Consider the following 24859-nt stretch of genomic DNA (forward strand, 5'->3'; position numbering starts at 1 on the left):
CCTGGCATTTGTAGATGGCGTTTGAAATGGTGCTTGGCTGGTTTGGCATTTCCACCGTGTGGCTGCTGCCCTTGGTTTGGCGGTATGTAACGCGCGCGCTGGCGGGGGAGCGGGATTTTCTGAAAGGCCGGGGCACCGTGCGGCTCTGGCTGGTGACGCTCGTCGCGCTGAGCGCCAGCGCCGCGCTTGAAGCCCTGACGTCTGGCGCCGACCCGCAGGACAAGGCTGGCGGTGCTGCCGGACGCGCGGTGTCGTCGCTCTTCTCGCACATGCTCGGCTGGACAGGTGCGTTCCTGCTGATGCTGGGCGTGCTGATCTGGGTCGCGCCCATGGTGTTCGGCCGATCGTGGGGCCAAGTGTTCAACCGCCGCCGCACGGCTGATGCCGAGACGTCTGCGGAGCCAGACACCCGCCACGACGAACCCGTTGACGATGCCTTGAAACCGACCGCGCTTGGTCTTGGCGGGGCAGGGGAGGCGCGTTGGAGCGGTAACACCGGCGCTGCTCAGCAGGCCGTGCGTCACCGCGGCATCGAAGCCGTTTCTGCGCGGCGCCAGCCCGCGTGGCAGCCACCCCCGCGAACGCGCCCCTCGCCGCCGCAGCCGGGCGAGATCTGGCCACTGATCGATGCAAAGAAGGGCATGTCCGCAGAGGCGCCCGCAAGCGCGAAGGCCGCGCCACCCGTCGCAATACCCACTCCGCCGCAGGCGCCTCCGGCACGCCCCAAACCGCGTGCCACCATCGTCAGCAGCCCGTTCCATCAACCGCAACTGGGTCTGCAGACGCAGACGAGGGTGTCAGCACCAGCATCCGCGGCACCTGTGACGCAGGCCACGCCGCCAAGCGAGCCCGTTGTGGTGGCAGAGCCTGCTGTGCCGGAGTTGGTGGAAGCGCAAGCCGCCGTTGCAGAAACCCACATCGTCGACCTGGACGCCGTGCGTCAGGAGGCGGAAGCGCTCCTGGCCGAACTGCGCGGGCTGATGGCGCCCGCCGTAACGACGACGCCAGATCCGCAGGTTGCCGAACCGCTAGTTGAAGCTGAAGCCGTCCCCATTCTCGAAGCACTGCCCGAGGCGGAAGCGCTGCCCACCACGCCGGCTATCGAGCCGGTCACGCAGCCGGAAGTCGCGCCTGCCTTGCCCACGCCCAAGCCGCGCATCGTCTTGCCTGCGGTGGTGGGGGAGGTGGTGTCACGTGCGCCACCGGCAATCGCCGCAGTACCCGTGGCAGCGCCCGCTTCTGCTCCTGCTCCTGTGCCGGCTCCCGTTGCACCGCGCATCGTCGATTACCGCCTGCCGGGCGCCGCATTGCTGACCGCCGCATCCTCCAGCACTGAAGCGGTCTCCGCTGAACACTTGGAGGAGACCAGCAACCTGATCGCCCAACGTCTGGCGGAGTTCAAGGTGCCGGTGACGGTCGTGGGTGCCTCGGCTGGGCCGGTCATCACGCGTTTCGAGGTCGATCCGGCGATTGGCGTGCGCGGCGCGCAAGTCGTCGCGCTGATGAAGGACCTGGCGCGTGCACTCGGCGTGACGTCCATCCGCGTGGTCGAGACCATTCCCGGCAAGACGTGCATGGGCCTGGAGTTGCCCAACGCCCGCCGCGAAATGATCCGCTTGTCGGAGGTCGTGAACGCGGCGGATTTCCAGTCGCATGCCTCGCACCTCGTGCTGGCCATGGGCAAGGACATCACCGGCAATCCGGTGGTGACAGATCTCGCACGCGCCCCGCACCTGCTCGTGGCCGGCACGACCGGCTCGGGCAAGTCGGTGGCCGTCAACGCGATGATCCTGTCGATGCTGTACAAGGCCACGCCCGACGACGTGCGCATGATCATGATCGACCCGAAGATGCTGGAACTCTCGGTGTACGAGGGCATTCCGCATCTGCTCGCGCCGGTCGTGACCGACATGAAGCAGGCCGCGCACGCGCTCAACTGGTGCGTTGGCGAGATGGAAAAGCGCTACCGCCTGATGTCTGCGCTGGGCGTGCGCAACCTGGCTGGCTACAACCAGAAGATCCGCGCGGCAGAACAGGCCGGGCGCAAGGTCCCGAATCCGTTCTCGCTGACGCCGGATGCGCCCGAGCCGCTCTCGACGCTGCCGCTGATCGTGGTCGTCATCGACGAGCTGGCCGACCTGATGATGGTCGCCGGCAAGAAGATCGAAGAACTGATCGCGCGCCTCGCACAGAAGGCTCGTGCCGCGGGCATCCACCTGATCCTGGCGACGCAGCGGCCATCGGTGGACGTCATCACCGGCCTGATCAAGGCGAACATTCCCACACGCGTGGCGTTCCAGGTGTCATCGAAGATCGACTCGCGCACGATTCTCGACCAGATGGGCGCCGAATCGCTGCTCGGCCAGGGTGACATGCTGTTCCTGCCGCCGGGCACGGGGTATCCGCAACGCGTGCACGGCGCGTTCGTCGCCGACGAAGAAGTGCACCGGGTGGTCGAACACTGGAAACAGTTTGGCGAGCCCGAGTACGACGAGGCCATCCTCGCCGGTGATCCGGGGGAAGCTGCCGCGAGCGGCGATTTGTTCGGTGGCGAAAGCGCAGATGCAGAAGCCGATGCGCTCTACGACGAGGCGGCGGCGTTTGTGCTCAACACGCGTCGCGCGTCGATTTCCTCCGTGCAGCGGCAACTGCGTATCGGCTACAACCGTGCCGCGCGGCTCATCGAACAGATGGAGGCGGCCGGGCTGGTGTCGCCGATGGGGCGGAATGGGCAGCGTGAGGTGCTGGCGCCGGGTGGTGGGGAGTGACCGCTGCGTGGCTACCGGCGGTTGCGACTAAGGTGCGACATATTCCAGGTACAGAACCCAATCTTCGGCGCTGACCGGGATGGCGATCGCGCGCTTTGCCGGACCAGTCACGAGCGCGCTGATGTTGTACGCCACGCTGGCCTGAGTGGAGACGCGTAGCAACGCGTCTTTCTCCAGAGCCGACAGCCATGCGCGCAGGAACGCTTCGGGAACGGGAGTCGATTCAGAAGAGCGGGGTTGGCTTTCTATCAGCGAGGCGCCTGAGCGTGGCAACTTGATCGCGGCAACCAACGCCACATAGTCAGTGGGGCCGGGTACGCCAATGCGGGTGTTGTTCTCCGGCAGCGTGGCAAGCTCGAACCGCGACGCGGTAGGTGGTGTGCTCAGACGAACGTATTGCCGAAGCTCGGCGACGTTGGTGTTGACCGGCAGCTCGGTTCGAGTGCAGCCAGAAATAGTCGCCGCCACGCAGAGTATTGCCCATCGTTGCGAGATACATCTGTGCATGCGTGCGCTTCGCGCGGCCGGTATCAACTGCATTCCGTCTGATTCACTCTTGTGTTGGCTGTGCATCAACTGCCGGGAAAACCTCAACTCTCGGCGGTGGCACTCAACGATTGCTCCCACTGGCCAAGCTGCACCTCGCCTTCCTCATCCAACTGCCCCGACAGCACGCCATACCATTGAACAATAGCCTCGCTGGGCAGGTTCGCCTTGAGAATGGGCAAGCTGTTTTCCAGGAAAGTGGGGAAGAACGGGATGCCACGCATGTACAGAAAATGCGAATCCGTGATGCGCACGTGTGCGTAGACATCGCGCAACCAATCCAGATACGGCAATGCTTCGGCCATGTGCCCGCTCTGAGTGAGCGACGAGATGAACTGCGTGCGAGCCGCGACGCTGGACATCTCGTGCGTCTGCTCGTTGATCTCGTCGAACTTCATCAACCACGCTTCGCCGCGCTTCAGTTCGCCGCACATGACGGAGGTCGTCGCCAGCTGCAGCGCGTTGTGCGCGCTGGGCTCCTGTTCGAACAACGCAAGCCAGTAAGGAAAGGCCTCGGGATAGCGGCGCATGTCCGAATAGGCGAGCGCGCATAGGCGGTTGGCGTCGGCGTGGCGATCGGCGTACGGCGCAGCGGCTGCGATGGCAACTTCGTGCTGGCCTTGCTGGTAGGCCTCCAGAGCAGGGGCGAGTTCGGGGGCGATGTCGGGCGCGGTGTCGTCGTCTTTCGGCGATGGGGGCGGGTTGGAGACGCGGTCGTTGGTGTTTCTGCCGAATAGCTTTTTCAGTAGGCCCATAGTTTTTTCCCGAAACTGTGCTGTAGCGCTAGAGTTTCGGCTCGCCCTGATCCGTATCCCATTGCCAGATGGTGCTGCCGTAGTCGGAAGAGATGGAGGGCATGACTTCACCTTGCTTGAAGTACCGGCGCGAATTGGCCGCTGCAGGCGTGAACCACCAGCCGCTGCGTGGGCAGGTATCACCTCCGGGTGCACGTCCCACCGGCCTCTGGCGATTTTGCGGAAGGAGATCAAGCAGTCCATCTGAGGCGGTAGCGCCTGGCACGCGGCGGATGCGGGTCCAAAGCGCTGGCGCTTCGGACGTGTTTTGTTGGCCGTCGTAACCGACTAGGGCCGTCGGGGCTTCGTCTCCGGCGCACAGAAACTGAGCGCTGGATTCATCCAAGTCGGGTAGATAGATGCCTGATTCAACGATCGTCTTGCCTGTGCTGACCTGCAACGTTGGATCCAATTCGTAGCGCGGCCAAACGGTTGGCGCATCCAACGGACCTCTGGCAGTTGCGTTGTAACCCGTGGACAAATTCGTCGCATTCCAGCCGATATGGATCGTGTGGCTAATATTGAGCGCGTATTGGTTAGCCTGATACAGAAGTTCTTCATACCGCGATGCTGCATCCGGCCGTACCTCATCAAACCAGTCCACGGAGAAATCCCGTTGTCCGCGCACATCGCCGGTTACCGCGTCTGCTGCTAGCAATGCGTCATAGTCGTGACGGGTCAATCGGATGAAGCTGTCGTCCAGCATGAGTGCCGTTTGGCGGAAGTTCGGAAGTGCACGCTGTCCCCAGCCGATGTCGGGTTGTAGAGGTTGCGGCCGGCTGCGGTAGTCCGGCGGCAGCTTGGTCATGAACTGGGCAAGGCAGTCCTCCACATGGTTGACCGCCGCGTGCCACGCATCGCGCATCGCGCCGAAGTACTCGACAGAGGTGTAGCGTTCGAGCAGATAGATTTCCTGCGGATAAAGCGGCGTGCTCATTTGGAATTTCGCATTGGGTGATCGGGCGGCAAATTGTACGAATTCATATTGTTCGTCAGCTTGGGCAAGCCGAGGAATTCATCCGTGTCGCCAGGGAAGTCTGTGTAGCCCCAGTTTGTGGGTTGCCGCTTGCTCAGAGCCTCCGGCTGCAGATGTGTGGGGTCTAGAACAATCTGATTGGCTCCACCTTCCAGTACGTAGGGATGCCCTTTGAGCGTTTGGCTGGCGGCGGGGCCTTCCCATACGTTTAAGCCAGCGCCAGGCGGCACGGTATAGGTCAGGTATTCGCCGTTTCGGTTCCAATGACGCCATACTGCAAAACGGCGACGCCAGTCATCGCGACTCTTCAATTTCAGAAATTCCTCTTTGCGCATCCAGCAGATACTGTTGTCGGCGGATGATGGGTCGACCACACGGTATAGCACTTCGCCCGGTGGAATAGTGACCGGCTTGGCGCTGTGGAAGGTCGCGTACGCGTCTTTGAGGGCGTGGCGTTCACCCGGTTTCAATGCTGGCTTCAGGTCGGGCCAGTTAGCAACCGGTGTGAAGTCGCTCAGTGGCTTGTAAGGCAGGCGTTTCGATTTGTCCACCCATTTGGCACCGTGTTTGTCCAGCAACGCTACTTCTTCGTCTAACTTTAACCCCGTGTATTTATGAGGATTTACCGCGTCGACGTTGGCTCGGTACAGCATGTCGCCCTCGATTTCCAATCGACGCTCCAACTTTTTCAGCCATTGGTTGACCGGCGCAAGGACTTCGCCCAGGCGCTGGTTCATCATCTCCCTGATGTGCGTGACAGACTTCAGGAGTTCTCCAGCTCGACTTGCCATGGCCGCCGTGCCCCAACGCTGGATCAGCTCCACGAAGTAGCGCAGTGCTTCAAACACCTTGTCGAATGCGCGGATAAGCTCAGCTACTGCCAGTTTGCCGTTCACCTCACGTACTTTGCCTGCAATCCAGTGGTAGGGGTTTGCGACTTTGATAGCGCGTAGCCCTCGGCGTACCGCCGGCGATTGCAGATGTCTGTTGAGCGTTTGTATGCCCGTTTCGACAAAGGGCTTGCTGGCCTTCCAGAAATCGCTGTCCAGCGCGACCTTGCCCACGCGAAATACAGACTTGCGACCATAGGCGAACATGATCTTGCAACAACCCTTGGCCAAAGAGCCGAGCACCGGAAACAAGCCGATCAACGTGAGCACTAGTGCTATCCAGGCCCATTTATCGGACGAGTCGCTGTTGATCTTGCGGCAATTGGCGACTACGTCGCGCACGTCGCAGATTTGATCGACGAACGGGATCATGGAGATGACCGTTCCAGTGACGGCTTGTCCCGTTGACTGCTCTTCCGCGAAGTCCCCCTGGATAACCACCCAGATCCACTCTGCAGCAGAAGCTAGATTTTGCTTGCCGCTGGCGATCCAGCCGGCTGGCGCGCTCTTGAACCACGCGAGCGCATTCTCAAGTTCGTCCCACATTGTCTTTATCCCAGCTTGGAGCGAGAGGCTTGGATTAGTTTGGCGATTTGTTCCCAGGGCTCATCGTTACCGGGAGTCGGCATCTCGTATTCGACGCGAGCAGCGCGCTGCGGCACGTTTTCGTGGCGGGCGTGGCCTTCGGCGTTGAGCTGCCCCGAAATGACTTGCCCGTCTTCGAAGTGAATCTTGTATTTCTGACCAGCGAACGGCTCGCCTTCCATGTCGCGATGGTTGATCTCGATCCAATGCTTTAGATCCGTGGCGCCAAAGGGCAACGCCGGCAACCCCGCCGCCTGCCCCCCCGGCCCCTCAAACGGATGCCCAGCCCCTTTAACCGACAACAACCCCGACGTCTCGAACGTCACCGCGTTCCCTTCCAGCCGGATCAACGAATCCCCACCATGCAGCACGATGTTCTGCTGCGCGAGGATCTCGACCGAATCGGCCGATGAGGTGACGGTAACGGCCTTGTCGGCCAGCACGGCCAGCGCATCGGTATGCGATTGAATAGAGACCGGGCCGCCTTCGGCAATCGCGCGGATGCCATTGCGTTGGGCGAACAGGCTCACGCCCTTTGCAGCCGCCGCGGCGATGACATTGCCTGCGGCGAGGTGCCAGTCGGCCTGTGCGGTGCCGTGCAGATGGCGCCCCGCGTAGACGGTGGTCGTGGCTTGCGAGGTGAGCGCGATGCTCGATGGCGATTCGGTCACCAGCAGCGGCTGCCCGAATTTATCGACGGACTGCTGTGAATCCTGGCCATTGACGTTGCTGGGGTACTTGCCATCCTGCGCAGGGTCGAGCGCCTTGTCGATCGGCTCGAAGGCTTCGTTGGCGGCCAGCGGCAGCGCTTGCTGGCTTGCAGCAGCATCCGACAAGCGCTGTGCGGTCTTCTGCGCGGCGGTGAGCTGCCCGCGCGCTTCATGGGCGTCGAGCAGCGTGCCGACGGCTTGCGCACGCGCGGTGGTCGAGAGCAGCAGGCCTCCGCCGGCGCGGACCACGGCCCAGGCATCAGTGCGCAGTTCGGCGCCGGTGCCGCGCCACGTGCCGCGGTCTCCGCCTGTGGCGCCGTGCGAGGTGACATAGCCGAGATTGAGCTGGCTGTTGGCCGTTGAGCTGGCCAGTCGCGTGCGCAACTGGCCGGGGTGATCGTCAACGACCCACTGGTTGTAGCCGTCGCCGCCAAGACCCTGCGAGTGCCAGCCGGACAGGGCTTGGCCAAGCGGCGCATCGGCAGGCGCCCAGGGCAGGGCGTCCTGCGTGTTGTGCAGCTGCATGGCGATCATCGGACGGTCGATGTCGCCGTCGATGAAGGTCAGCAACACTTGCGTGCCGGCGCGCGGCAGGTGATTGCCGCCCCAGTTCGGGCCTGCACTGGCGCTGGCCACGCGCACCCAGGCGGTGACCTGCGTGCGATCGCTGCTGGACGGGTCGGAAAACGCATTGACCTCCGGCGCGCGCAGCCATGGGAAACGCACGCGCACACGATGGTCGCGGTCGGTTGTGAGCGGCGCACCGTCGTCGGCAATGACCACGGCAGCTTGGCCCTCCGGCGCAGTCGGGCGGCGTCGATAGGGCGGCACGATGGGCGCCTCGGCCGGCACGGCGACGAACCGATTGCGGTAGCTACCCGATTCGATCTCGGTGGTGGAGAGCAATCTTGCGATGTCGGCGCCGAGGTTGTTGGCGGCTTCGTGTTCGACTTGGAGCGTGACGAACTCGCTGTGCTTGCTGTCGAAATGCTGCGTGAGCGTGAAGCGCTGGCCAGCGCCCAACTGGCGCACGCTGCCTTGGCCCTCGTAGCGCAGGTACGCGCCTTCGTGTGCCTGCATGCGCAACTGCGCAGCGCGGCTGGCCTCTTGCGTATTCGAATATTGATACGAGCCCGAGGCTTCAAAGCGTTCTAGCGTGGGCAGTTCGCCACCGGGGTCGCTGGCGCTGGCTTGGGCGCTGGTGGCGGCCAAGGCCTTGTAGTCCCACGAGGCGAGCGTCACTGCGTTGGTGCCCACGCTGTGCGCGTGCGAAAAACGCTCGATGGCGTCGTCGCTTTCGGTGGCGTCTACGCGGTGGAAGCGGATCTCCGGCTGCGGGCAGGCCGGCCGTTGCGCATCGTTGTCGAAGATGACGACAGTGTGGCGCGACTGGGCGCTGCCTTGCTGCTGCTTGTCGTCGCTTTGCTCGTGTTCAATTCGGAACGACAGGCCTTCCTCGGCCAGCAGGCGCATCACGAAGGCATAGTCGGTTTCGCGGTATTGGCAGCAGATCGAGCGCTTGGTGCACGGCTGCGTGGCCGCAATCTTGTAATGCGCGGTGGGATATTCGCTGAAGACCTCTTCGATGATCTCCAGCGCAGTCTTGTCCTGGTAGACGAAGCAATCGCTGCGCGTGCGCAGGCGATCCAGCCACGGCACCACGCGCAGGCGGTAACGTGCGAGGCCGCCGTCGCCGCCAAGCGATGCGCAATCGGCCACATAACCGTGCCACGCGCGCCGCTTGCCGTCGGCTTGCACCAGGCGCAGCGTGACTTCCTGCGAAGCCAGCTTGGCCGTATCCAGGTGCGCCGATGGGCTCAGGCAATCGATATGCAGGACGAACGAGGCCGACACCGCTTCGGTGGCGGTAAAGCGCTCCACGACGAGGTTGTCGGAAGCGAGTGCCGTCTCCAGCGTGATCTGGCGGGTCTGCTGCCCGAGCAGCGCGCCCAGGACGGCTTGTGGCACGGCGGCCGGCAGGTTGGACAAAGGCTTCATCGGAACAGCGTCGCGCTGGGGTTCGTGTTGCGGTTCAGCAGGAGGATGGGCACGCGGCCCATCGTGGCCATCACGGCAGCGAAATCGTCAGGTGCGAGAAGCGCGGCCCGAGCTTGATGACTTGCGAGTAGCCTTCCAGCGTTTCGTTGGTCTTGGTGCTTAGCGTGTGCGACAGCCCCAGGAAGCCCAGCAGCCCGATCAGCGCAAACACGGCACCAAAAATCCACAGCGGCGTTTCGCGCTTGAGCATATGCGCAACCTTGTCGGGCAGCGGCCAGTGCGGTGCAAATGCGGCGCGCTTGCCCTTGATGGCGGAAATCTCGTCGCCCAGGCGCGCGGTCAGGTAAGCCAGCTTCTCCGGCCCTTCGAGGATGTATTTACCGCGAAAGCCCAGCAGCAGGCACATGTGGAAGACCTCCAGCGCCTGCAGGCGTGGCGCACCGTGTGCACGCAACTCTTCAAGCTTGACGAAGAAGGTCTCGCCGGCGAGCTGCTCGCCAAACAGCACGAGCTGCAGCGGGCGGCGCTCCCAGGCCGGACGGATCGCAAAGTTGGACGACAGGATGGTTTCGTCCACCGCCGCGCAAAACGCGTACTTGGCGTCGAACACGTCTTCTGCCGACACGTTCAGGCGCTTGGCGCCACGGTCGAAATCGTCAAGGAAGGCGCGTACGCGGTTCAGGAAATCTTCTGCGCTGGCCGGTTGCTGGGCATTGCGCAACTGGAAGAGCATGAAGAAGCCGTCGTACAGCAAATCAAGCAGCGTGCGCGCGTGCGTGTTGGATTCGCGTGCATCCGCCGTAGCGGCTGCCGGTGCCGAACCGCCAAACAGTGAAGGGGTGGAGGTAGCGCTCATGAAGTCACCGCGATCAGTTCAAGTTTGAGTTCCCGGATACCGGCCGGGGCATAGATGGTGAGGGTTTGCGCCTGCAGCATGCGTTCGTACAGCATGCCGCGCGCTTCCACGGCGAAGTAGCACGCGCCCGGGCGCACCGGAATGGCAGGCGGCACCTGCGGCGTGTAGGTGAGCGGCACGCCGGGCATGGACGACAACACGAGCTTTTCCACATCGTCGGGTGCGCCGACCTTGAAGCGCGCCGGAATGGCTTCCACCAGCTCGGCTGCGGGCATGTCTGCCGACACCGACAGATAGAAGCTGGTCTGATCGTCGATCTTGCCGGAGTCGATGCGGCCGAGGTGGAACGACGGGCGCGTCTCTTCCAGCGCGATCGCAAAGTAGCGTGTGGAGATGACGGTATCGAGCAGCTCGCGCACGATCGTGTCGAGCTTGGCAAACACCGGGCCCGGATTGTCGTGGTCGTAGGCGGGCAGGTCGGCCAGCGTGTAGCTCTTGGTGAACGTCATGAGCGCGCCGGCCAGCCGCAGCATTTCCTGGAACAGGCGCTCCGGGTGCAGGTCTGGGTGGTGATACAGATGCGACAGCGCCGCAAAGGCCGCATTGGCCGTGTGCAGCAGCCAGAACGACGCAATGTCGCCGGAGCGGAATTCAATGATGTTCTTGGTCGGCTCGCGGTGAAAACCGTAAAGCGCGTTGACCTTGGCCTGCAGCGCGTCCAGCAGCCGGCGCAGGCGCTGATACAGCACGGCCGAGGCGTTGATCGCCATGCTGGGCGCGACAAAGTTCTCGTCCAGTTCAAAGCCGCCGGTGCCGGTGCGCCGCACGCGCACCACGGGCAGCGAGATGAACTGCTCGCGCGGTTCCGTCTCGGCAATCAGCTTGACCGACTTCTTCAGATACGTGATGGCCGCGGGCTCGGCCTCTGTATACAGGTCGGCCGTTTCCTCTTCCGTGCCGACAAAGCGCGAGACCGACGCGCCTTCGATCTGCTCGCGGTAGTTGCCGCCGTTGTCTTGCAGCGGATACAGCGCGATATGGAAGGTCAGCTCCGACACGCCGGCGGGAATGGCGTCGAGCACCAGCGGCGGCGGCAGCGCATCGGCCTGCGGCGCGAAGTACAGCTCGCCGTCGGGAAAGAACAGCGACAACTCGATCACGCGCAGCACGCCGCTGGCCAGCGCATCGGTATCGAAGCGTGCATGGCGGATACCCCATGCGTAAGGCTGGATGACTTGCGCAGTCGCGTGCAGGCGCGACTCGTGATACGCGTCTTGACGCTGGAAGTGCTGCGGACGCAGGAACAGCCCTTCGCCCCAGAGAATCTTTGCGGAGTAACTCACGTTGGCCCTTGTTGTTCAGCTACCGCAAACCGCGGGGGAGAGCAGGTTGACATCAGTCAGCGGCGTGGCGCCGGCGGGGGTGGTCAGCGTGCCTGACGTGACCGTCATGGCGCAGGCATGGAGCCCGATCACGATGCCCGACTTCTCGTTCTTCTCGGTGTTGAAGGCAAACTTCCAGCGCTGCGATGCGGGGCTGCGGAACAGCGCCACGATGCCCAGCGTGGTGGCTTCGCGCGAGACTTTCTCGGTGAAGTCGTAACGCTGGCCCGGAATCAGCGTCATCTCACGCACGTTGACGAGGTCGGCGCCCAGCGTTTGCTTCTCGCGCGCCGGGTCGATGAACGTGTCATACGGTGCCTGCAGGAAGCTGGTCGGATCCTTCAATGCATACAGGCGCACCACGATCGCCACCGGACGGCGGTCGTTTGCTGCGTTCAGGTTATTGCCGGCAGTCAGCTTGAGCGGCACTTCGCGCGGCGGCTTCTGCGCGTCGGGCAGGTTCGACGATTTGAGCCCCATCGCTTCCAGGGCGCCGTTGGCCGCACCAGCCAGCACGCTCGCGCCGGTGGAGCAGGCGGCTAACGCGGCCACGCTCGCGCTTACCAGCATCAACTTGAGCGCCCCTGCGAGACGGTGCTTCAGAGAGTGCTTCAGAAGGCTGCCGCAGCCCGGCTGCCTTGCCGCTTGCCCCCAAGCAGCATCGAATTTCATCATCTTCATGCCTGATTTCTGAATTACTTAATTCTCTTTGTTTGACTGCTGTCGCGCCTGTTCCGCTTAAGGAAGTCGGTGAATTGTTTCGATTTCTTAATAAAGGAAAAACGAAGAATGTTTCCGTTTCTTAATAATCGGAGATCGTTGCCTGGTGCGGCTCTAAGGCGTTGAATACAAAGGATGTTTCGGTTCCTTAATAATCCGTTTTTGGTTGTCAACGGCAACGAGCGGAGTGTACTATTTCGCGCCAGTCGAGACCAACATTTAACTCGCCAATTCCGGCGAATTTGATTGGGTATCGACGCACCGCTTTGAAACTTTGAAGAGTCTCGCCGTGGCCAAATCCTCGTCTACCTCCGTTCTCCGTTCCTTCATCGTGCTGGCTGCTGCCACCGCCCTCTTTGCGGGTTGCGCGACCAACAACCCCGGACCCCAAACCGACGAGGCCTTCGGCCAGAGCATGTCGGAGGCGGAAGCTGCGGCCAAGGGCGGCCAGCAGGACAAGGCGATTGATCTGTACCAGCAGATCGCCAAGCAGAACCCGACCCGTGACGAGCCATGGGTGCGCATCGCGCAGATCCAGTTCGGCGCAGAGAAGTACCCGCAGGCCATCCTGGCCGCAGAGGAAGCCCTGCAACGTGACAACGCTGATCGCCAAGCCAAGAGCATCCTGGCTGTGAGCGGTCTGCGCGTGGCGCGCCGTTCGCTGCAAGAGCTGCGTGCAGACAGCGCGCTGGCCGGCGACGTCAAGACCGACGCGCAAGTGCTTGCCAAGATGCTGCGCGACACGCTGGGCGAGCAGGTCCTGTTCCCGGGCGAACAACCGGTTGTCAAGCAACCTGTGCGCCGCCCGACCCGCGTCGTTCGCCGCCCGGCTCACACTGTTGAGCACGGCACCACTGCTGCGCCGGCAGCTGCCACCGGTGCTGCCAGCGGCAGCGCAGACCCGTTCGGCGCCCTGCGTTAAGCGCAGCGCTGGTTCGCATTCCTGGAGGAACGTGATGGCCAAGAAAGAAAGCGTACAGAAGCGTCTGCAAAAGGTGCGTCCGCCGCGTGTGCAACTGACGTATGACGTCGAAATCGGCGACGCAATCGAGACGAAGGAGCTGCCATTCGTGGTGGGCGTGGTGGCCGACCTGTCGGGCCAATCCGAAGTACAGCAACCCAAGCTGCGCGATCGAAAGTTCGTCAACATCGACCGCGACAATTTCGACGAGGTGATGAAGGGCGTGGAGCCGCGCGCGGCGTTCCAGGTGCCGAACACGCTGACGGAAGACGGTGGCCGCTTTGGCGTCGACCTGAAGTTCCGCTCGCTGGAAGACTTCAGCCCTGAAGCCGTGGTTGAGCAGGTCGAGCCGCTGCGCAAGCTGCTCGAAGCCCGCTCCAAGCTGGCTGACCTGCGCAACAAGATGGCCGGTAACGACAAGCTGGAAGACCTGCTGTCGGAAGTGCTGAAGAACACCGAAAACGCGAAGAAGCTGGGCGCCAAGCAAAACGGGGGCGAGGATGCTTGAGAACCAATCCGCTGCGCAGGGTGCCTCGGTTGCGGAAGAGGTGAGCCTGCTGGACAGCATCGTCGAGCAAAGCCGCGTCGCCAAGTCCGACTCCGAGCGCGAGCGCGCAAAAGACATCATCGGCGAGCTGGCCAGCCAAGTGCTGAGCGGCACCGTGGTGGTGTCCGACAACCTGTCGGCCACGCTCGATGCACGTGTGGCCGAGTTGGACCGTCTGATCTCGCAGCAACTGAGCGCGATCATGCACGCGCCGGAATTCCAGAAGCTGGAATCCACCTGGCGCGGCCTGCACTATCTGGTCAAGGAAACGAGCACCGGCCAGACGATCAAGATCAAGGCGCTCAACGCGACCAAGCGCGATCTGACGAAAGACTTCAAGACCGCGATCGAGTTTGATCAGAGCGCGCTGTTCAAGAAGGTCTACGAAGAAGAATTCGGCACCTTTGGCGGTGCGCCGTTTGGCGCCCTGATCGGCGACTTTGAAGTTACGCGTCAGCCCGAAGACATGTACTTCATCGAGCAGATGGCACACGTGGCTGCGGCTTCGCATGCGCCGTTCATCGCGTCGTCGTCACCGGAGCTGCTGGGTCTGGAATCGTTTGCCGACCTGGGCAAGCCGCGCGACCTGGCCAAGGTGTTCGACACGGTCGAATACGCCAAGTGGAAGTCGTTCCGCGATTCGGAAGATTCGCGCTACGTGGGGCTGACCTTGCCGCGTTTCCTCGGCCGTCTGCCGTACAACCCGAAGGACGGCACCGTGGTCGAGAGCTTCAACTTTGTTGAAGACGTGGACGGCACCGATCACAGCAAGTACCTGTGGTGCAACGCCGCCTGGGCGTTCGGTGCACGCCTGACCGCCGCGTTTGACGACTTCGGCTGGTGCGCTGCCATCCGCGGTGTGGAGGGTGGCGGCTTGGTGGAAGACCTGCCGACGCACACCTTCAAGACCGATGACGGCGAGATCGCACTCAAGTGCCCGACGGAAATCGCCATTACCGACCGCCGCGAGAAGGAGTTGAGCGACCTCGGCTTCATCCCGCTCGTGCATTGCAAGAACACGGACTACGCCGCGTTCTTCGCTGCGCAGTCGGCGCAGAAGGCGAAGAAGTACGACTCCGACAGCGCAAACGCCAATGCGGTCCTGTCTGCGCAACTGCAATACATCTTTTCGGTATCGCGCGTGGCGCATTACCTGAAGGCGATGATGCGCGACAAGATCGGCAGCTTTGCCTCGGCCAAGAACGTTGAGACGTTCCTGAACCGCTGGATTTCGCAGTACGTGCTGCTGGACGACAACGCCACGCAAGAGCAGAAGGCGCAATTCCCGCTGCGCGAGGCGTCGATCCAGGTGGCGGAAGTGCCGGGCAAGCCTGGCACGTACCGCTCGGTGGCGTTCCTGCGGCCGCACTTCCAGTTGGATGAATTGTCGATCTCGCTGCGTCTGGTGGCGGATCTGCCCAAGTCGGCCAACTCGTAATTCCTGACCGGACTCTCCCCGGGGGGGAATGTTCGGGCATAACCACCCGTTACGCTCGTTACCCGTTGCAGTACCAACAACCAATCTATTGAAGAGGGTCTCTGTATGAAGGATATCTACGTCAAGTTCGACAGCCCGGCGATCAAGGGGGAGTCGCAAGACAAGGATCACAAGGACTGGATCGAAATCAACAGCTGGTCGCAAGCAATCAGCCAACCGCGTTCGGCCACGGCTTCGACCGCCGGCGGCCACACGGCTGAGCGTTGCGAGCACCGCGACATGGTCTTCACGAAGGATCTGGACGTCGTCAGCCCGCTGCTGTATCAGCACGCTTCGGGCGGCACGACCTTCGGTGAAGTGACCATCGAGTTCTTCCGCGCAGACGGCGAAGGCAACCGCGTGAAGTACCTCGAAGTCAAGCTGAAGAACGCCATCCTGAGCGAAGTCGATTCGCAAGTGGTGGCCCAGGGCATTCCGACCGACACCTTCAGCCTGCGCTACGCCGCTGTGCAGTGGAAGTACACGCAGCAGAAGAGCGCCGGCGGCCAAGGCGGCAACTCGCAAGGCGCCTGGAGCCTCACCAAGAACGACAAGACCTACTCGGTTTAACGTTTGGTGTTCTCCTGATGACAAGAGCCGCAGCCGCCGTGCTGCGGCATCTTGTTTTCTAGCAGCATATGAAAGGCTTCGAACCCAGCCTGCTCGACAAGCTCTTCGACGACGAGCCACACGCGCCCATGCCCACGGCATTGCGCCAGCTTTCGCTTGAAGAACTCAAGAGCACCGTGGCACGCGATATTGAATCCTTGCTCAACACGCGCATCGTGTTGGAAGAGGAAGACCTGCACGGCTTGCCGGAATGCAAGCGGTCGCTGCTCACGTATGGCCTGAACGATTTTTCCGGCCTGAGCCTGGCCAGTTTCTACGACCGCAATTACATCTGCCAGTCGCTTACCAAGGCGATCGAGCGGCACGAGCCGCGTCTGCAGCATGTGAATGTGTCGCTGGAGATCAATGAGCGCGCGACCAATGCCTTGTGCTTTGGGATCAGCGCGGTGCTGCTGGTGGGGCCCGCCCGCGAGCCCGTGAGTTTTGACGCCATGCTGCAACCCTCGACGCTGCGGTATTCCGTGTCGCGCGGACGCGGCTGAGATTGCACGACCCTGCATACGGCACCACCCGCAACACGCTGAAGCACCCGCAGGATCGCCACCGGACCGCAACGAAGAATGGAAGAGCTGCTGCCTTATTACGAACGAGAACTGGCCTTCCTGCGCCGGTACTCGCGCGACTTCGCCGAGCGGTATCCGAAGATCGCCGGCCGCCTCGCCATGTCGGGCGACGGCTGCGACGATCCGCATGTCGAGCGGATGATCGAATCGTTTGCCTTCCTGACCGCCCGTGTCAGCAAGAAGCTCGACGACGACTACCCCGAATTTACCGAGGCGCTGCTGGAGGTGCTGTACCCGCACTACCTGCGGCCCTTTCCGTCGTGTTCTGTGGCGCATTTCGACGTGCGCGGCGTAGCTGCGCAACTCAGCGCGCCGGTCACGATTGCGCGCGGCACGTTTCTCACTACACGCGTGGTGCGCAAGGTCGAATGCCGTTTCCGCACCGCATACGACGTCACGTTCGCGCCAGTGCGTGTTGCAGGTGCAACGTTCGAGCGCGCGGTGTCGGCGCCGGCCGCCGTGCAATTGCCCAAAGGCGCGACCGGCTCCATTGCGATCACGCTGGAATACGTCGGCGAGCGCGGTGGTTTTGAATCGCTGTCGATGGACAAGCTGCGCGTCTACATGGACGGCGAGCCGTCCTTCGTGGCCGCGCTCGGTGATGCGTTGTTCCTGCACACCGCAGCCGGATATGTGGAAGCCGAACGCGCAGGCGTCTGGAAACGGCTGATCTCGGTGCCCTTGCACGAAGTCGGCTTTACTGAAGACGAGTCCCTGATTGATTGCCCGGCGCGCTCGCACCCGGCCTATCGTCTGCTGACCGAGCACTTCAGCTTTGCCGAGAAGTTCAACTTCTTCGACATCGACCTGGCCGCATTGCGACGCGGCATGACGCCGGGCGTGCCGGTGCGCCGTCTGACACTGCATCTGGTGCTCAAAGACCTGCGCAGTGATTCGCACGCTGCCCGCCTGCTTGAGAACCTTCAACCCGAGCACCTGCGCCTGCATTGCACGCCCGTGGTCAATCTGTTCCAGCAGAAGGCAGACCCGATCCGCATCGAACATACGGCCAGTGCGTATCCGGTGGTGGCCGACAGCCGGCGCGCGCACGGCTTTGACATCTACTCCATCGACAACGTGCAGCTGGTGCGCGAAACCACGGCGCACGAGAAAGTCACAGAGTTCCGGCCGTTCTACTCCCTGCACCACGGCGAAGAGCCCGGCCGCGCGGGCCATTACTGGCTGGCGCGCCGCAATGAGCTGATCGCCCAGCGCAGCCCGGGGTTCGAAACCGAGATCTCCATTGTCGATACACACTTCGACCCGGCAAGCCCGCAGACCGACACGCTGAGCCTGACCGTCACCTGCACGAACCGTGACTTGCCTTCGACGCTGGCGTTTGGCCAGCCCGATGGCGATCTGTCGATGGAAGGCAGTTCCATCGCCCGCAACATCACCTTCCTGCGCAAGCCCACGCCTTCGATGCGGTTTGGCGGTGGGCGTGCGGCGCAGTGGCGGTTGATCTCGCTGCTGGCGCTCAACCATTTGTCGCTCGTGCAGAACGGTCTGCCGACGCTGAAAGAGATGCTGCGCCTCCACGATCTGCCGCGTAACGCGATCTCGGCGCGGCAGATCGAAGGCATCGTCGCGCTCGATTACCAACCGGCGACGCAGTGGCTGGCCGGCAAGCCGTTCGCCACATTCGTGCGCGGCCTGGAGGTGCGCCTCACGCTGGATGAAGACGCCTTTGTAGGCACCGGCATGCATCGGTTCATCCGTGTGCTGGACCACTTCTTCGGCTTGTACGTCCACATGAACAGCTTTGTGCAGTTGATTGCGGTCTCGCGCCGCAGCGGCAAGGAATTGGTCAAATGCGCACCCCGCAGCGGCGAATCGATCCTGGTGTGATCCGGCGGCTGCTCAAGCAGCCGCACCGGTACCAGTTCTTCCAGGCCGTGCGCCTGCTGGAGCAGCTGTTTGCGCGCGAAGGCGGCATGGCGCCCGAGCAGGCACTGGCCACGCGCCTGAGTTTTCGCAACACGCTGTCGCTGTCGTTTCCGCCTAGCGAACTGCAGAACGTCGAGGCCGAGGGCATCACCGCCGAGATGCTCGAAACCGACGCCGCGTTCATTGCCGCGCTGGAAGAAGGCGCGCTGGATTCGCTGGCAATCACGCCCTCGTTCTTCGGCATGCTGGGCGGGCAGGGCGCCTTGCCGTTGCGCTACACCGAAATCGTGGCGGAGCGAGAAAGCCTCTGGCGCGACCGCGCTGCACGCGCGTTCTTCGACATCTTCTCGAACCGGGCCACGGCGCTGTTTTACCTGGCGTGGAAGAAATACCGGCTGCCGTTCCAGTACGAAGTCGACAGCAACAAGCATTACCTGCCGCTGCTGTTGTCGCTGGCGGGCGCGGCCGACAAGACGCTGCGCCACGACCTTTCCACCACGCCCGGGCCGATCCTTGACGAAGCGCTGGCCGGCTATGCCACGGCGATCCGGCATCGGCCGGTGTCTGCGGCGTATCTGCAGCGCGTGCTGTCGGACTACTTCCAGGCGCCGATGCGGGTGGAGCAGTTCGTTGGCGGGTGGTATCGCGTGCCGGCGTCGCAATACACGCGGTTGGGCAGCACCAACAACCTGCTGGGCGCCACGGCGTTGGCTGGTGGCCGGGTGTGGCAGCGGGACCTGCGCGTGCGCCTGTGGGTCGGGCCGCTCAAGCGCGCGCAGTACCGCAATTTCCTGCCGGGTGCATCGGGCGCGCTGGCGCTGCGCAAGATGCTGACCATCCTGTGCGGCACCACGCTGGAGTTCGAGATCAAGCTGATCCTGCGCCACCAAGACGTGACCGGCAGCACGCTGGATAACAGCAACGACGGGCGCCTGGGCTGGGACACCTTCCTGTGCTCCCGCCCCGCGCAGCAGGACCGCAGCGATGCGCAATACACGCTTGCGCCGCTGCATTGATACCGACACATTCATCGATTCTTCCGGAGCGCTGCCGCCATGGCCATCCCACTCAAAACCCTGATCACCAAGCTGAATGCGACAAGCCGGCAAGCCGCCGAGCGCGCCGCGTCGCTGTGCATGGCGCGCGGCAACTACGAGGTTGATCTCGAACACCTGTTCCTGGCGTTGCTGGAAAACCGCCGCAGCGACTTTGCCGTCGCGGCCCGCGCCAGCGGCATCGACCTGGCTGCGCTGCAACGTGACCTGGAGGCCGAGATCGGCCGTTTCCAGACCGGCAACACGCGCACTCCGGCGTTTTCGCCGTACTTGCCCAAGCTGTTCGAGCACGGCTGGCTGATTGCGTCGCTCGATTCGCAAATCACGCGCATTCGCTCGGGCCATTTGCTGCTCGCGCTGCTGACCGAGCCGAGCCTGTCCGCGCTTGCGCAACGTGGCTCGCGTCTGTTCGGGCAGATTGAGGCAGACCGCCTCAAGCACGACTTCGATCGGCTGACCACCGGTTCCGACGAACAAGAGCAGGCAGTGGACATTGCCGACGACAGCGGGGACACGGCGCAAGGCGAAAGCGGCAAGCCCGCGGCTGCCCTGACGGCCACGCCCGCGCTGGATCAGTTCACCGTCGACCTGACCCAATCCGCGCGCGATGGCCGCATCGACCCCGTGATCGGCCGCGATGCAGAGATCCGCCAGGTGATCGACATCCTGATGCGTCGCCGCCAGAACAACCCGATCCTCACCGGCGAAGCCGGCGTGGGTAAGACCGCTGTGGTGGAAGGTCTGGCCTTGCGCGTCGCCGCCAACGATGTTCCGCCGCCGCTGCAAGGCGTGACGCTGCGCACGCTGGACATGGGGCTGTTGCAGGCTGGTGCCAGCGTCAAGGGCGAATTCGAGAACCGTCTGAAGAACGTGATCGACGAGGTGAAGAAGAGCCCCAAGCCGATCATCCTGTTCATTGACGAGGCGCACACCATCATTGGGGCAGGCGGGCAGGCCGGGCAGAACGATGCTGCGAACCTGCTCAAGCCTGCGCTTGCACGCGGCGAGCTGCGCACGATTGCGGCCACCACGTGGAGCGAATACAAAAAGTACTTCGAAAAAGACGCCGCACTGGCACGCCGCTTCCAGGTCGTGAAGGTGGAAGAGCCGAGCGAGCCGCTGGCTGCTGCCATGCTGCGCGGCATGGCCGGGCTGATGGAGCGCCACTTTGGTGTGCGGGTGCTGGACGAGGCGATTACGGAGGCGGTGCGCTTGTCGCATCGCTATATCAGCGGCCGCCAACTGCCGGACAAGGCCGTCAGCGTGCTGGACACGGCCTGCGCCAAGGTGGCGCTGGGCCAGAGCGCCACGCCCGGCGCCATTGAAGACGACCAGAAAACGCTCGAACGCCTGCAAGGCGAGATCAACGCGCTGGAGCGCGAGCAAAGCGCCGGTGCCGAGCACGACGCGCGCCTGAAGGCGCTGAATGAGCAGCGCACGGAGCTGGAACAACGCGTCGCGCAGAACACCGAACGTCTCGCGCAGGAGCGCGCGCTGGTTGCACGCATTCAGGCCCTGCGCGAGGCGCGCGAAAGCGGTGCAGCACAAACCGGCGAGGAAGACGCACTGCCCGTGGCTGCCAACAGCGACGTGGTGTCGATGCCCAAGCGCAAGCGTGCCGCCGACAAAACGGAGGAGCAGGACGAGTTGGCCAAGCTGCTCGCCGAACTGCGTGCGTTGCAAGGCGAATCGCCCATGGTGCCGCTGCAGGTGGATGGCCATGTCGTGTCGGAAATCGTCTCCGCCTGGACGGGCATTCCGCTGGGCCGCATGGTCAAGGACGAGCTGCGCACGGTGCTGAACCTCAAGCCGCTGCTGGCTGCCCGCGTGATCGGACAGGACCACGCGCTGGATGCAATCGCGCAGCGCGTGCGTACCGCCACCGCCAACCTGGAAGACCCGAACAAGCCGCGCGGCGTGTTTCTGTTTGCCGGCCCGTCGGGCGTGGGTAAAACCGAAACGGCGCTGGCACTGGCCGACATTCTCTACGGCGGTGAACGCAAGCTCATCACCATCAACATGAGCGAGTACCAGGAAGCGCACAGCGTCTCGGGCCTCAAGGGCTCGCCGCCGGGTTATGTCGGCTATGGCGAAGGCGGCGTGCTGACCGAAGCCGTGCGCCGCAACCCGTACAGCGTGGTGCTGCTTGATGAGGTGGAGAAGGCCCACCCCGACGTGCTGGAGATGTTCTTCCAGGTATTCGACAAAGGCGAGATGGACGACGCCGAAGGCCGCCCGATCGACTTCCGCAACACCATCATCATCCTTACGTCGAACGTTGGTTCGCAGGCCATCATGCAGGCTTGCCTGAACAAGCCCGCTGAAGAACTGCCCGACACTGATGCGCTGGCAGAGCTGCTGCGCCCGACGCTCTACAAGGCGTTCAAGCCCGCATTCCTCGGGCGCATGAAGGTGGTGCCGTACTACCCGATTTCCGACGACGTGCTGGCCGAGATCATCACGCTCAAGCTGGGCCGCATCCGCGATCGCGTGGCCATCAACCACAAGGCGACGTTCCAGTGGGACAACGCACTGGTTGAATCGGTGCTCGCACGCTGCACCGAGGTGGACGCCGGCGCCCGCGCGGTCGATCACATTCTGAACGGCACGCTGCTGCCGCAGATTGCTGAATCGGTGCTGACGCGCATGGCCGAGGGCGGCAGCGTCGAGAAGATCAAGGTCGGCGTCGGCAAGAACGGCGAGTTCAAATACCGCATCAACTAAGTCGCTTCGCTGGAGCACATCATGGTCTCTCCGACCGAGTTGGCAAACCTGCTGCGTGCGTCGTTTTCCCAGGCTGACCGGCTGCTGCGCCTGGAAACGCCGCTGGGGCCGAACGCGCTGCTGCCGGAGCAGCTGGAAGCCGCCGAGCACATCGACGCAGGCGGCTTTCTGCTGGAACTGACGGCGCTGTCCGACAACGCTGACATCGATTCGGCCAAGCTGCTTGGCCAGCCCGTGCGGCTGGATCTGCTGACGCAGCAGAGCCGGAGCGCGCTGCGGCCGTTCCATGGCCACGTCACGCGCTTCGAGCAGGTGGGAGCCAACGGTGGCCTGGTGCGGTATCGGCTGGTGATCGAACCGTGGCTGGCGTTCCTGCGCCATCGGCAAGACAGCTTCCTGTTCCAGGACATGTCGGTCATCGAGGTAATCGACAGCCTGTTTGGCGACTACCAGGGCCAAGGCCGCCTCGTGCCCGCATGGCGCTGGGCCTTGCGCGACAGCTCGGTCTACACGCGCCGCAGCGCCATCACGCAATACGACGAAAGCGACTTCGATTTCGCCACGCGCTTGCTGGCCGAAGAAGGGCTGTTTTACTTCTTCGAGCACGAAGCCAAGGACGGCGATGCGCTGGGCGTACATCGCATGGTGATTGCAGATTCCAACGACGTGTTCGTTGACAACGCGCAGGCGAGCATTCGTTTTGGCCGTGCGGATGCCACCGCCACGGAGGACGTGATCGACCGCTGGCAAGGCGCCCGCCGCTGGCAGACCAATGCCGTGTCGATTGCCAGCTGGGACTACCGCGCCAACGCCAAGCGCACGGCGCAACTCGGGGCGCAGCAGCAAGGCAACGACGGCCCGCAGCTGACGTTGCAAGACACCGACTACCCCGGTCAGTACTGGTTTGAAGACAACAACCAGGCGCAGCGTGTTGCGCGGTTGATGATGGAAGCGCTGGAGTTGCGCGACAAGCAGTTCGACGGCGAAGGTACAGCCCGCACGTTGGCGACCGGCACGCGCTTCCAGTTGCTCGATCACTTCGATCACGACGATGGCGAGCAGCGCTTTGCCGTGTTGGCCGTGACGCATCAGGCGCGCAACAACTTCAACGATCGCTTCGGCCAGGTACTGACCGAAGCGCTGGGCACACTGCGCGGCAGCGACGTGCTGGCCGCAGGCAGCAACCACGGCACGGGCGACGACGCGCCGTTTTACCGCAACCACTTCACCGTCGTGCGCGACAACGTGCCCGTGCGCCCGCAGCAGAGTGACGAGCAAGGCCGTGCGCTGCATCCACGTCCGACCGTCAATGGCAGCCAGACTGCGCTGGTGGTGGGTGCGGAAGGGCCCGTGCATACCGACCGGGACCATCGCATCAAGGTGCAATTCCATTGGCAGCGCGGCGCTCGGTCCGCCAGCCGCCAATCGCACCCGGCTGGCGACGATAACGCGCGTGCGAGCGCCGGCCTTGGCGCATGGGTGCGCGTGACCGCGCCCGTGGCCGGCCCGAACTGGGGCGGCGTGGCGCTGCCGCGCGTTGGCCAGGAGGTGCTGGTCGAGTTCCTGCAAGGCGACATCGATCGACCCGTCGTGGTGGGGGCCGCCTACAACGGTAGCGGCCAGACCGACGCGCAATACAACCAGAACCAGGCCGGCGCAGCAGGGGCCACCGGCAATGCCCCCGCCTGGTTTGCCGGCGACAGCAAGAGCCAGGGCGCCTACGCCCACAACGCAGTGCTGTCCGGCATCAAGACACAGGCGCTGGCCGGCAGCCAGTCGGGCTCGTCGGGCTACAACCAGCTCGTCTTCGATGATTCCGAAGGGCAGGGCCGCACACAGCTCAGCACCACGCAGGCGGCGACTGGCCTCGTACTTGGCCATCACAAGGAACAGGTCGACAGCGCGCGGCAGGCCGATCTCGGCCACGGAGCCGCGCTCGCCACTGACGACAGCGGCGCTGTGCGCGCCGGCGCCGGCCTGCTGCTCACCGTGCACAGCGCCGGCACCAGCGCGTCGCTGCAAGACAGCGAGGATGCCGCCAGCCAGATCGAAGCCGTGAGCGACCTCGCCGAATCCCTCGCCGACGCAGCGCAGAAGCAGAAGGCCGGTCTGGCCGACGAGCCCGCCGCCAAGGAACTCCCCGCGCTCAAGCAACTGCGCCACACCACCGAAGTGCTGCGTCACACCGAAAGCGCGGGTGAAGGCGCACAGGCCGTTGCCTACAGCGAGCCGCATCTGCAAGTCTCGGCGCCCAAGGGCATCGTCAGCACGACGCCCGTGGATGCGGTGCTGGTCGCGGGCACCCAGGCGACGCTGGTTGCGAAGCAGGACACCAACGTGGCGGCGGGCGGCAATCTCTCAGTGGCGGTAGCCGAGGGGCTGAGCCTCTACGCGCACGGCAAATCGCTCGGGCAAGCCGGCGATGCGACACCGGGCATCGCCATGCATGCCGCAAGCGGCAAGGTCGGGCTTTCGAGCCTCAAGGGCGAGACCCATCTGGTTGCCGAAAAGGCCGTGACGGTTGCGTCCACGCAGGGCAACGTCACTGCGGAAGCGAAGCAGCATGTGCTCGTCAATGCAGCCGGAGCGCAGATCAAGGTGACGAACGGGACGATTGAGCTGCATGCGCCGGGGATGGTGACGTTTAAGGGGGCGGGGCATCGGTTTGTGGGGCCGGGAGGGGCGGGGGTGGATAACAGCCTTGCGAGCGGTAGCTTGAAAGGCTGTGGCGTGCAGGAAAGCAGCGCTGCCGCCAATGGTGCTGGTTCGGTGTCGCGTTGAACCGGCAGG

Annotated in this window: 18 protein-coding genes; 10 read left to right on the forward strand and 8 right to left on the reverse strand. The window is 63.5% G+C overall.

Features of this window, described 5'->3' with window-relative positions; translation table 11 throughout:
• Nucleotides 1-14 precede the first annotated feature (14 nt).
• Nucleotides 15-2768, forward strand: coding sequence for a DNA translocase FtsK 4TM domain-containing protein (locus ACTJK6_RS09470; RefSeq protein ID WP_440838833.1), 2754 nt, complete (start codon nt 15-17; stop codon nt 2766-2768).
• Between the two features lie 27 nt (nt 2769-2795).
• Here the strand turns inward: ACTJK6_RS09470 and ACTJK6_RS09475 are convergent, their stop codons facing one another.
• The 8 genes from ACTJK6_RS09475 to tssJ form a co-directional block, all read right to left on the reverse strand.
• Nucleotides 2796-3308, reverse strand: a complete 513-nt coding sequence (locus tag ACTJK6_RS09475) for a hypothetical protein (protein WP_440838834.1) — start codon at nt 3306-3308, stop codon at nt 2796-2798.
• A 50-nt stretch (nt 3309-3358) separates the two neighbouring features.
• Nucleotides 3359-4069, reverse strand: coding sequence for a hypothetical protein (locus ACTJK6_RS09480; protein ID WP_440838835.1), 711 nt, complete (start codon nt 4067-4069; stop codon nt 3359-3361).
• 28 nt (nt 4070-4097) lie between these two features.
• A complete protein-coding gene (locus ACTJK6_RS09485; protein WP_440838836.1) occupies nt 4098-5045 on the reverse strand; it encodes a hypothetical protein in 948 nt (315 codons plus the stop codon).
• Complete coding sequence (locus ACTJK6_RS09490; protein WP_322018297.1) at nt 5042-6520, reverse strand: hypothetical protein; 1479 nt, start codon at nt 6518-6520, stop codon at nt 5042-5044. The genes ACTJK6_RS09485 and ACTJK6_RS09490 overlap by 4 nt, the downstream gene beginning before the upstream one ends.
• Before the next feature lie 5 nt (nt 6521-6525).
• Nucleotides 6526-9267: a type VI secretion system Vgr family protein gene (locus tag ACTJK6_RS09495; RefSeq protein WP_440838837.1), complete on the reverse strand. Its 2742-nt coding sequence runs from the start codon at nt 9265-9267 to the stop codon at nt 6526-6528.
• A 70-nt stretch (nt 9268-9337) separates the two neighbouring features.
• Nucleotides 9338-10123 (reverse strand): type IVB secretion system protein IcmH/DotU, encoded by a 786-nt coding sequence (gene icmH / locus ACTJK6_RS09500; RefSeq protein WP_440838838.1) that lies wholly within the window; start codon nt 10121-10123, stop codon nt 9338-9340.
• On the reverse strand, nt 10120-11466 hold the full coding sequence (tssK, locus tag ACTJK6_RS09505; protein WP_027678923.1) for a type VI secretion system baseplate subunit TssK: 1347 nt from the start codon (nt 11464-11466) through the stop codon (nt 10120-10122). Before tssK ends, icmH begins: the two co-directional genes overlap by 4 nt.
• A 15-nt stretch (nt 11467-11481) precedes the next feature.
• Entirely contained in the window at nt 11482-12186 is a 705-nt protein-coding gene (gene tssJ / locus ACTJK6_RS09510) for a type VI secretion system lipoprotein TssJ (protein WP_392397745.1), read from the reverse strand.
• Nucleotides 12187-12514: 328 nt separating this feature from the next.
• Here tssJ and ACTJK6_RS09515 point away from each other — a divergent pair, with 328 nt between their 5' ends.
• The 9 genes from ACTJK6_RS09515 to ACTJK6_RS09555 all read left to right on the forward strand — a co-directional run bounded on the left by ACTJK6_RS09515 (nt 12515) and on the right by ACTJK6_RS09555 (nt 24850).
• On the forward strand, nt 12515-13147 hold the full coding sequence (locus tag ACTJK6_RS09515) for a hypothetical protein (RefSeq protein WP_440838839.1): 633 nt from the start codon (nt 12515-12517) through the stop codon (nt 13145-13147).
• A gap of 34 nt (nt 13148-13181) precedes the next feature.
• Nucleotides 13182-13694 carry a type VI secretion system contractile sheath small subunit gene (tssB, locus tag ACTJK6_RS09520; RefSeq protein ID WP_009241817.1) on the forward strand — a complete coding sequence of 171 codons (513 nt, stop codon included), beginning with the start codon at nt 13182-13184 and terminating at the stop codon, nt 13692-13694.
• Nucleotides 13687-15171: a type VI secretion system contractile sheath large subunit gene (gene tssC / locus ACTJK6_RS09525; protein ID WP_232039399.1), complete on the forward strand. Its 1485-nt coding sequence runs from the start codon at nt 13687-13689 to the stop codon at nt 15169-15171. The genes tssB and tssC overlap by 8 nt, the downstream gene beginning before the upstream one ends.
• A gap of 105 nt (nt 15172-15276) precedes the next feature.
• Nucleotides 15277-15780, forward strand: coding sequence for an Hcp family type VI secretion system effector (locus tag ACTJK6_RS09530; RefSeq protein ID WP_009241815.1), 504 nt, complete (start codon nt 15277-15279; stop codon nt 15778-15780).
• Nucleotides 15781-15848: 68 nt separating this feature from the next.
• Nucleotides 15849-16322, forward strand: coding sequence for a type VI secretion system baseplate subunit TssE (gene tssE / locus ACTJK6_RS09535; protein WP_009241814.1), 474 nt, complete (start codon nt 15849-15851; stop codon nt 16320-16322).
• Between the two features lie 78 nt (nt 16323-16400).
• The gene (gene tssF / locus ACTJK6_RS09540; protein WP_440838840.1) at nt 16401-18251 is read left to right on the forward strand and encodes a type VI secretion system baseplate subunit TssF; all 1851 of its coding nucleotides are present in this window, start codon (nt 16401-16403) and stop codon (nt 18249-18251) included.
• Nucleotides 18215-19306, forward strand: a complete 1092-nt coding sequence (tssG, locus tag ACTJK6_RS09545; RefSeq protein ID WP_260801760.1) for a type VI secretion system baseplate subunit TssG — start codon at nt 18215-18217, stop codon at nt 19304-19306. Before tssF ends, tssG begins: the two co-directional genes overlap by 37 nt.
• A gap of 39 nt (nt 19307-19345) precedes the next feature.
• On the forward strand, nt 19346-22069 hold the full coding sequence (gene tssH / locus ACTJK6_RS09550; protein WP_440838841.1) for a type VI secretion system ATPase TssH: 2724 nt from the start codon (nt 19346-19348) through the stop codon (nt 22067-22069).
• A gap of 21 nt (nt 22070-22090) precedes the next feature.
• Entirely contained in the window at nt 22091-24850 is a 2760-nt protein-coding gene (locus ACTJK6_RS09555) for a type VI secretion system Vgr family protein (RefSeq protein WP_440838842.1), read from the forward strand.
• The last annotated feature ends 9 nt before the right edge of the window (nt 24851-24859 follow it).

The organism is Ralstonia sp. 22086, assembly GCF_052045975.1.
Classification (GTDB): Bacteria; Pseudomonadota; Gammaproteobacteria; order Burkholderiales; family Burkholderiaceae; genus Ralstonia; species Ralstonia wenshanensis.

Bases quoted from the DNA above. Each gene is read 5' to 3' on its own strand.
- ACTJK6_RS09470 (WP_440838833.1), top strand. From the start codon at position 15: ATGGCGTTTGAAATGGTGCTTGGCTGGTTTGGCATTTCCACCGTGTGG.
- ACTJK6_RS09475 (WP_440838834.1), bottom strand. From the start codon at position 3,308: ATGCAGTTGATACCGGCCGCGCGAAGCGCACGCATGCACAGATGTATC.
- ACTJK6_RS09480 (WP_440838835.1), bottom strand. From the start codon at position 4,069: ATGGGCCTACTGAAAAAGCTATTCGGCAGAAACACCAACGACCGCGTC.
- ACTJK6_RS09485 (WP_440838836.1), bottom strand. From the start codon at position 5,045: ATGAGCACGCCGCTTTATCCGCAGGAAATCTATCTGCTCGAACGCTAC.
- ACTJK6_RS09490 (WP_322018297.1), bottom strand. From the start codon at position 6,520: ATGTGGGACGAACTTGAGAATGCGCTCGCGTGGTTCAAGAGCGCGCCA.
- ACTJK6_RS09495 (WP_440838837.1), bottom strand. From the start codon at position 9,267: ATGAAGCCTTTGTCCAACCTGCCGGCCGCCGTGCCACAAGCCGTCCTG.
- icmH (WP_440838838.1), bottom strand. From the start codon at position 10,123: ATGAGCGCTACCTCCACCCCTTCACTGTTTGGCGGTTCGGCACCGGCA.
- tssJ (WP_392397745.1), bottom strand. From the start codon at position 12,186: ATGAAGATGATGAAATTCGATGCTGCTTGGGGGCAAGCGGCAAGGCAG.
- tssB (WP_009241817.1), top strand. From the start codon at position 13,182: ATGGCCAAGAAAGAAAGCGTACAGAAGCGTCTGCAAAAGGTGCGTCCG.
- tssC (WP_232039399.1), top strand. From the start codon at position 13,687: ATGCTTGAGAACCAATCCGCTGCGCAGGGTGCCTCGGTTGCGGAAGAG.
- ACTJK6_RS09530 (WP_009241815.1), top strand. From the start codon at position 15,277: ATGAAGGATATCTACGTCAAGTTCGACAGCCCGGCGATCAAGGGGGAG.
- tssE (WP_009241814.1), top strand. From the start codon at position 15,849: ATGAAAGGCTTCGAACCCAGCCTGCTCGACAAGCTCTTCGACGACGAG.
- tssF (WP_440838840.1), top strand. From the start codon at position 16,401: ATGGAAGAGCTGCTGCCTTATTACGAACGAGAACTGGCCTTCCTGCGC.
- tssG (WP_260801760.1), top strand. From the start codon at position 18,215: ATGCGCACCCCGCAGCGGCGAATCGATCCTGGTGTGATCCGGCGGCTG.
- tssH (WP_440838841.1), top strand. From the start codon at position 19,346: ATGGCCATCCCACTCAAAACCCTGATCACCAAGCTGAATGCGACAAGC.
- ACTJK6_RS09555 (WP_440838842.1), top strand. From the start codon at position 22,091: ATGGTCTCTCCGACCGAGTTGGCAAACCTGCTGCGTGCGTCGTTTTCC.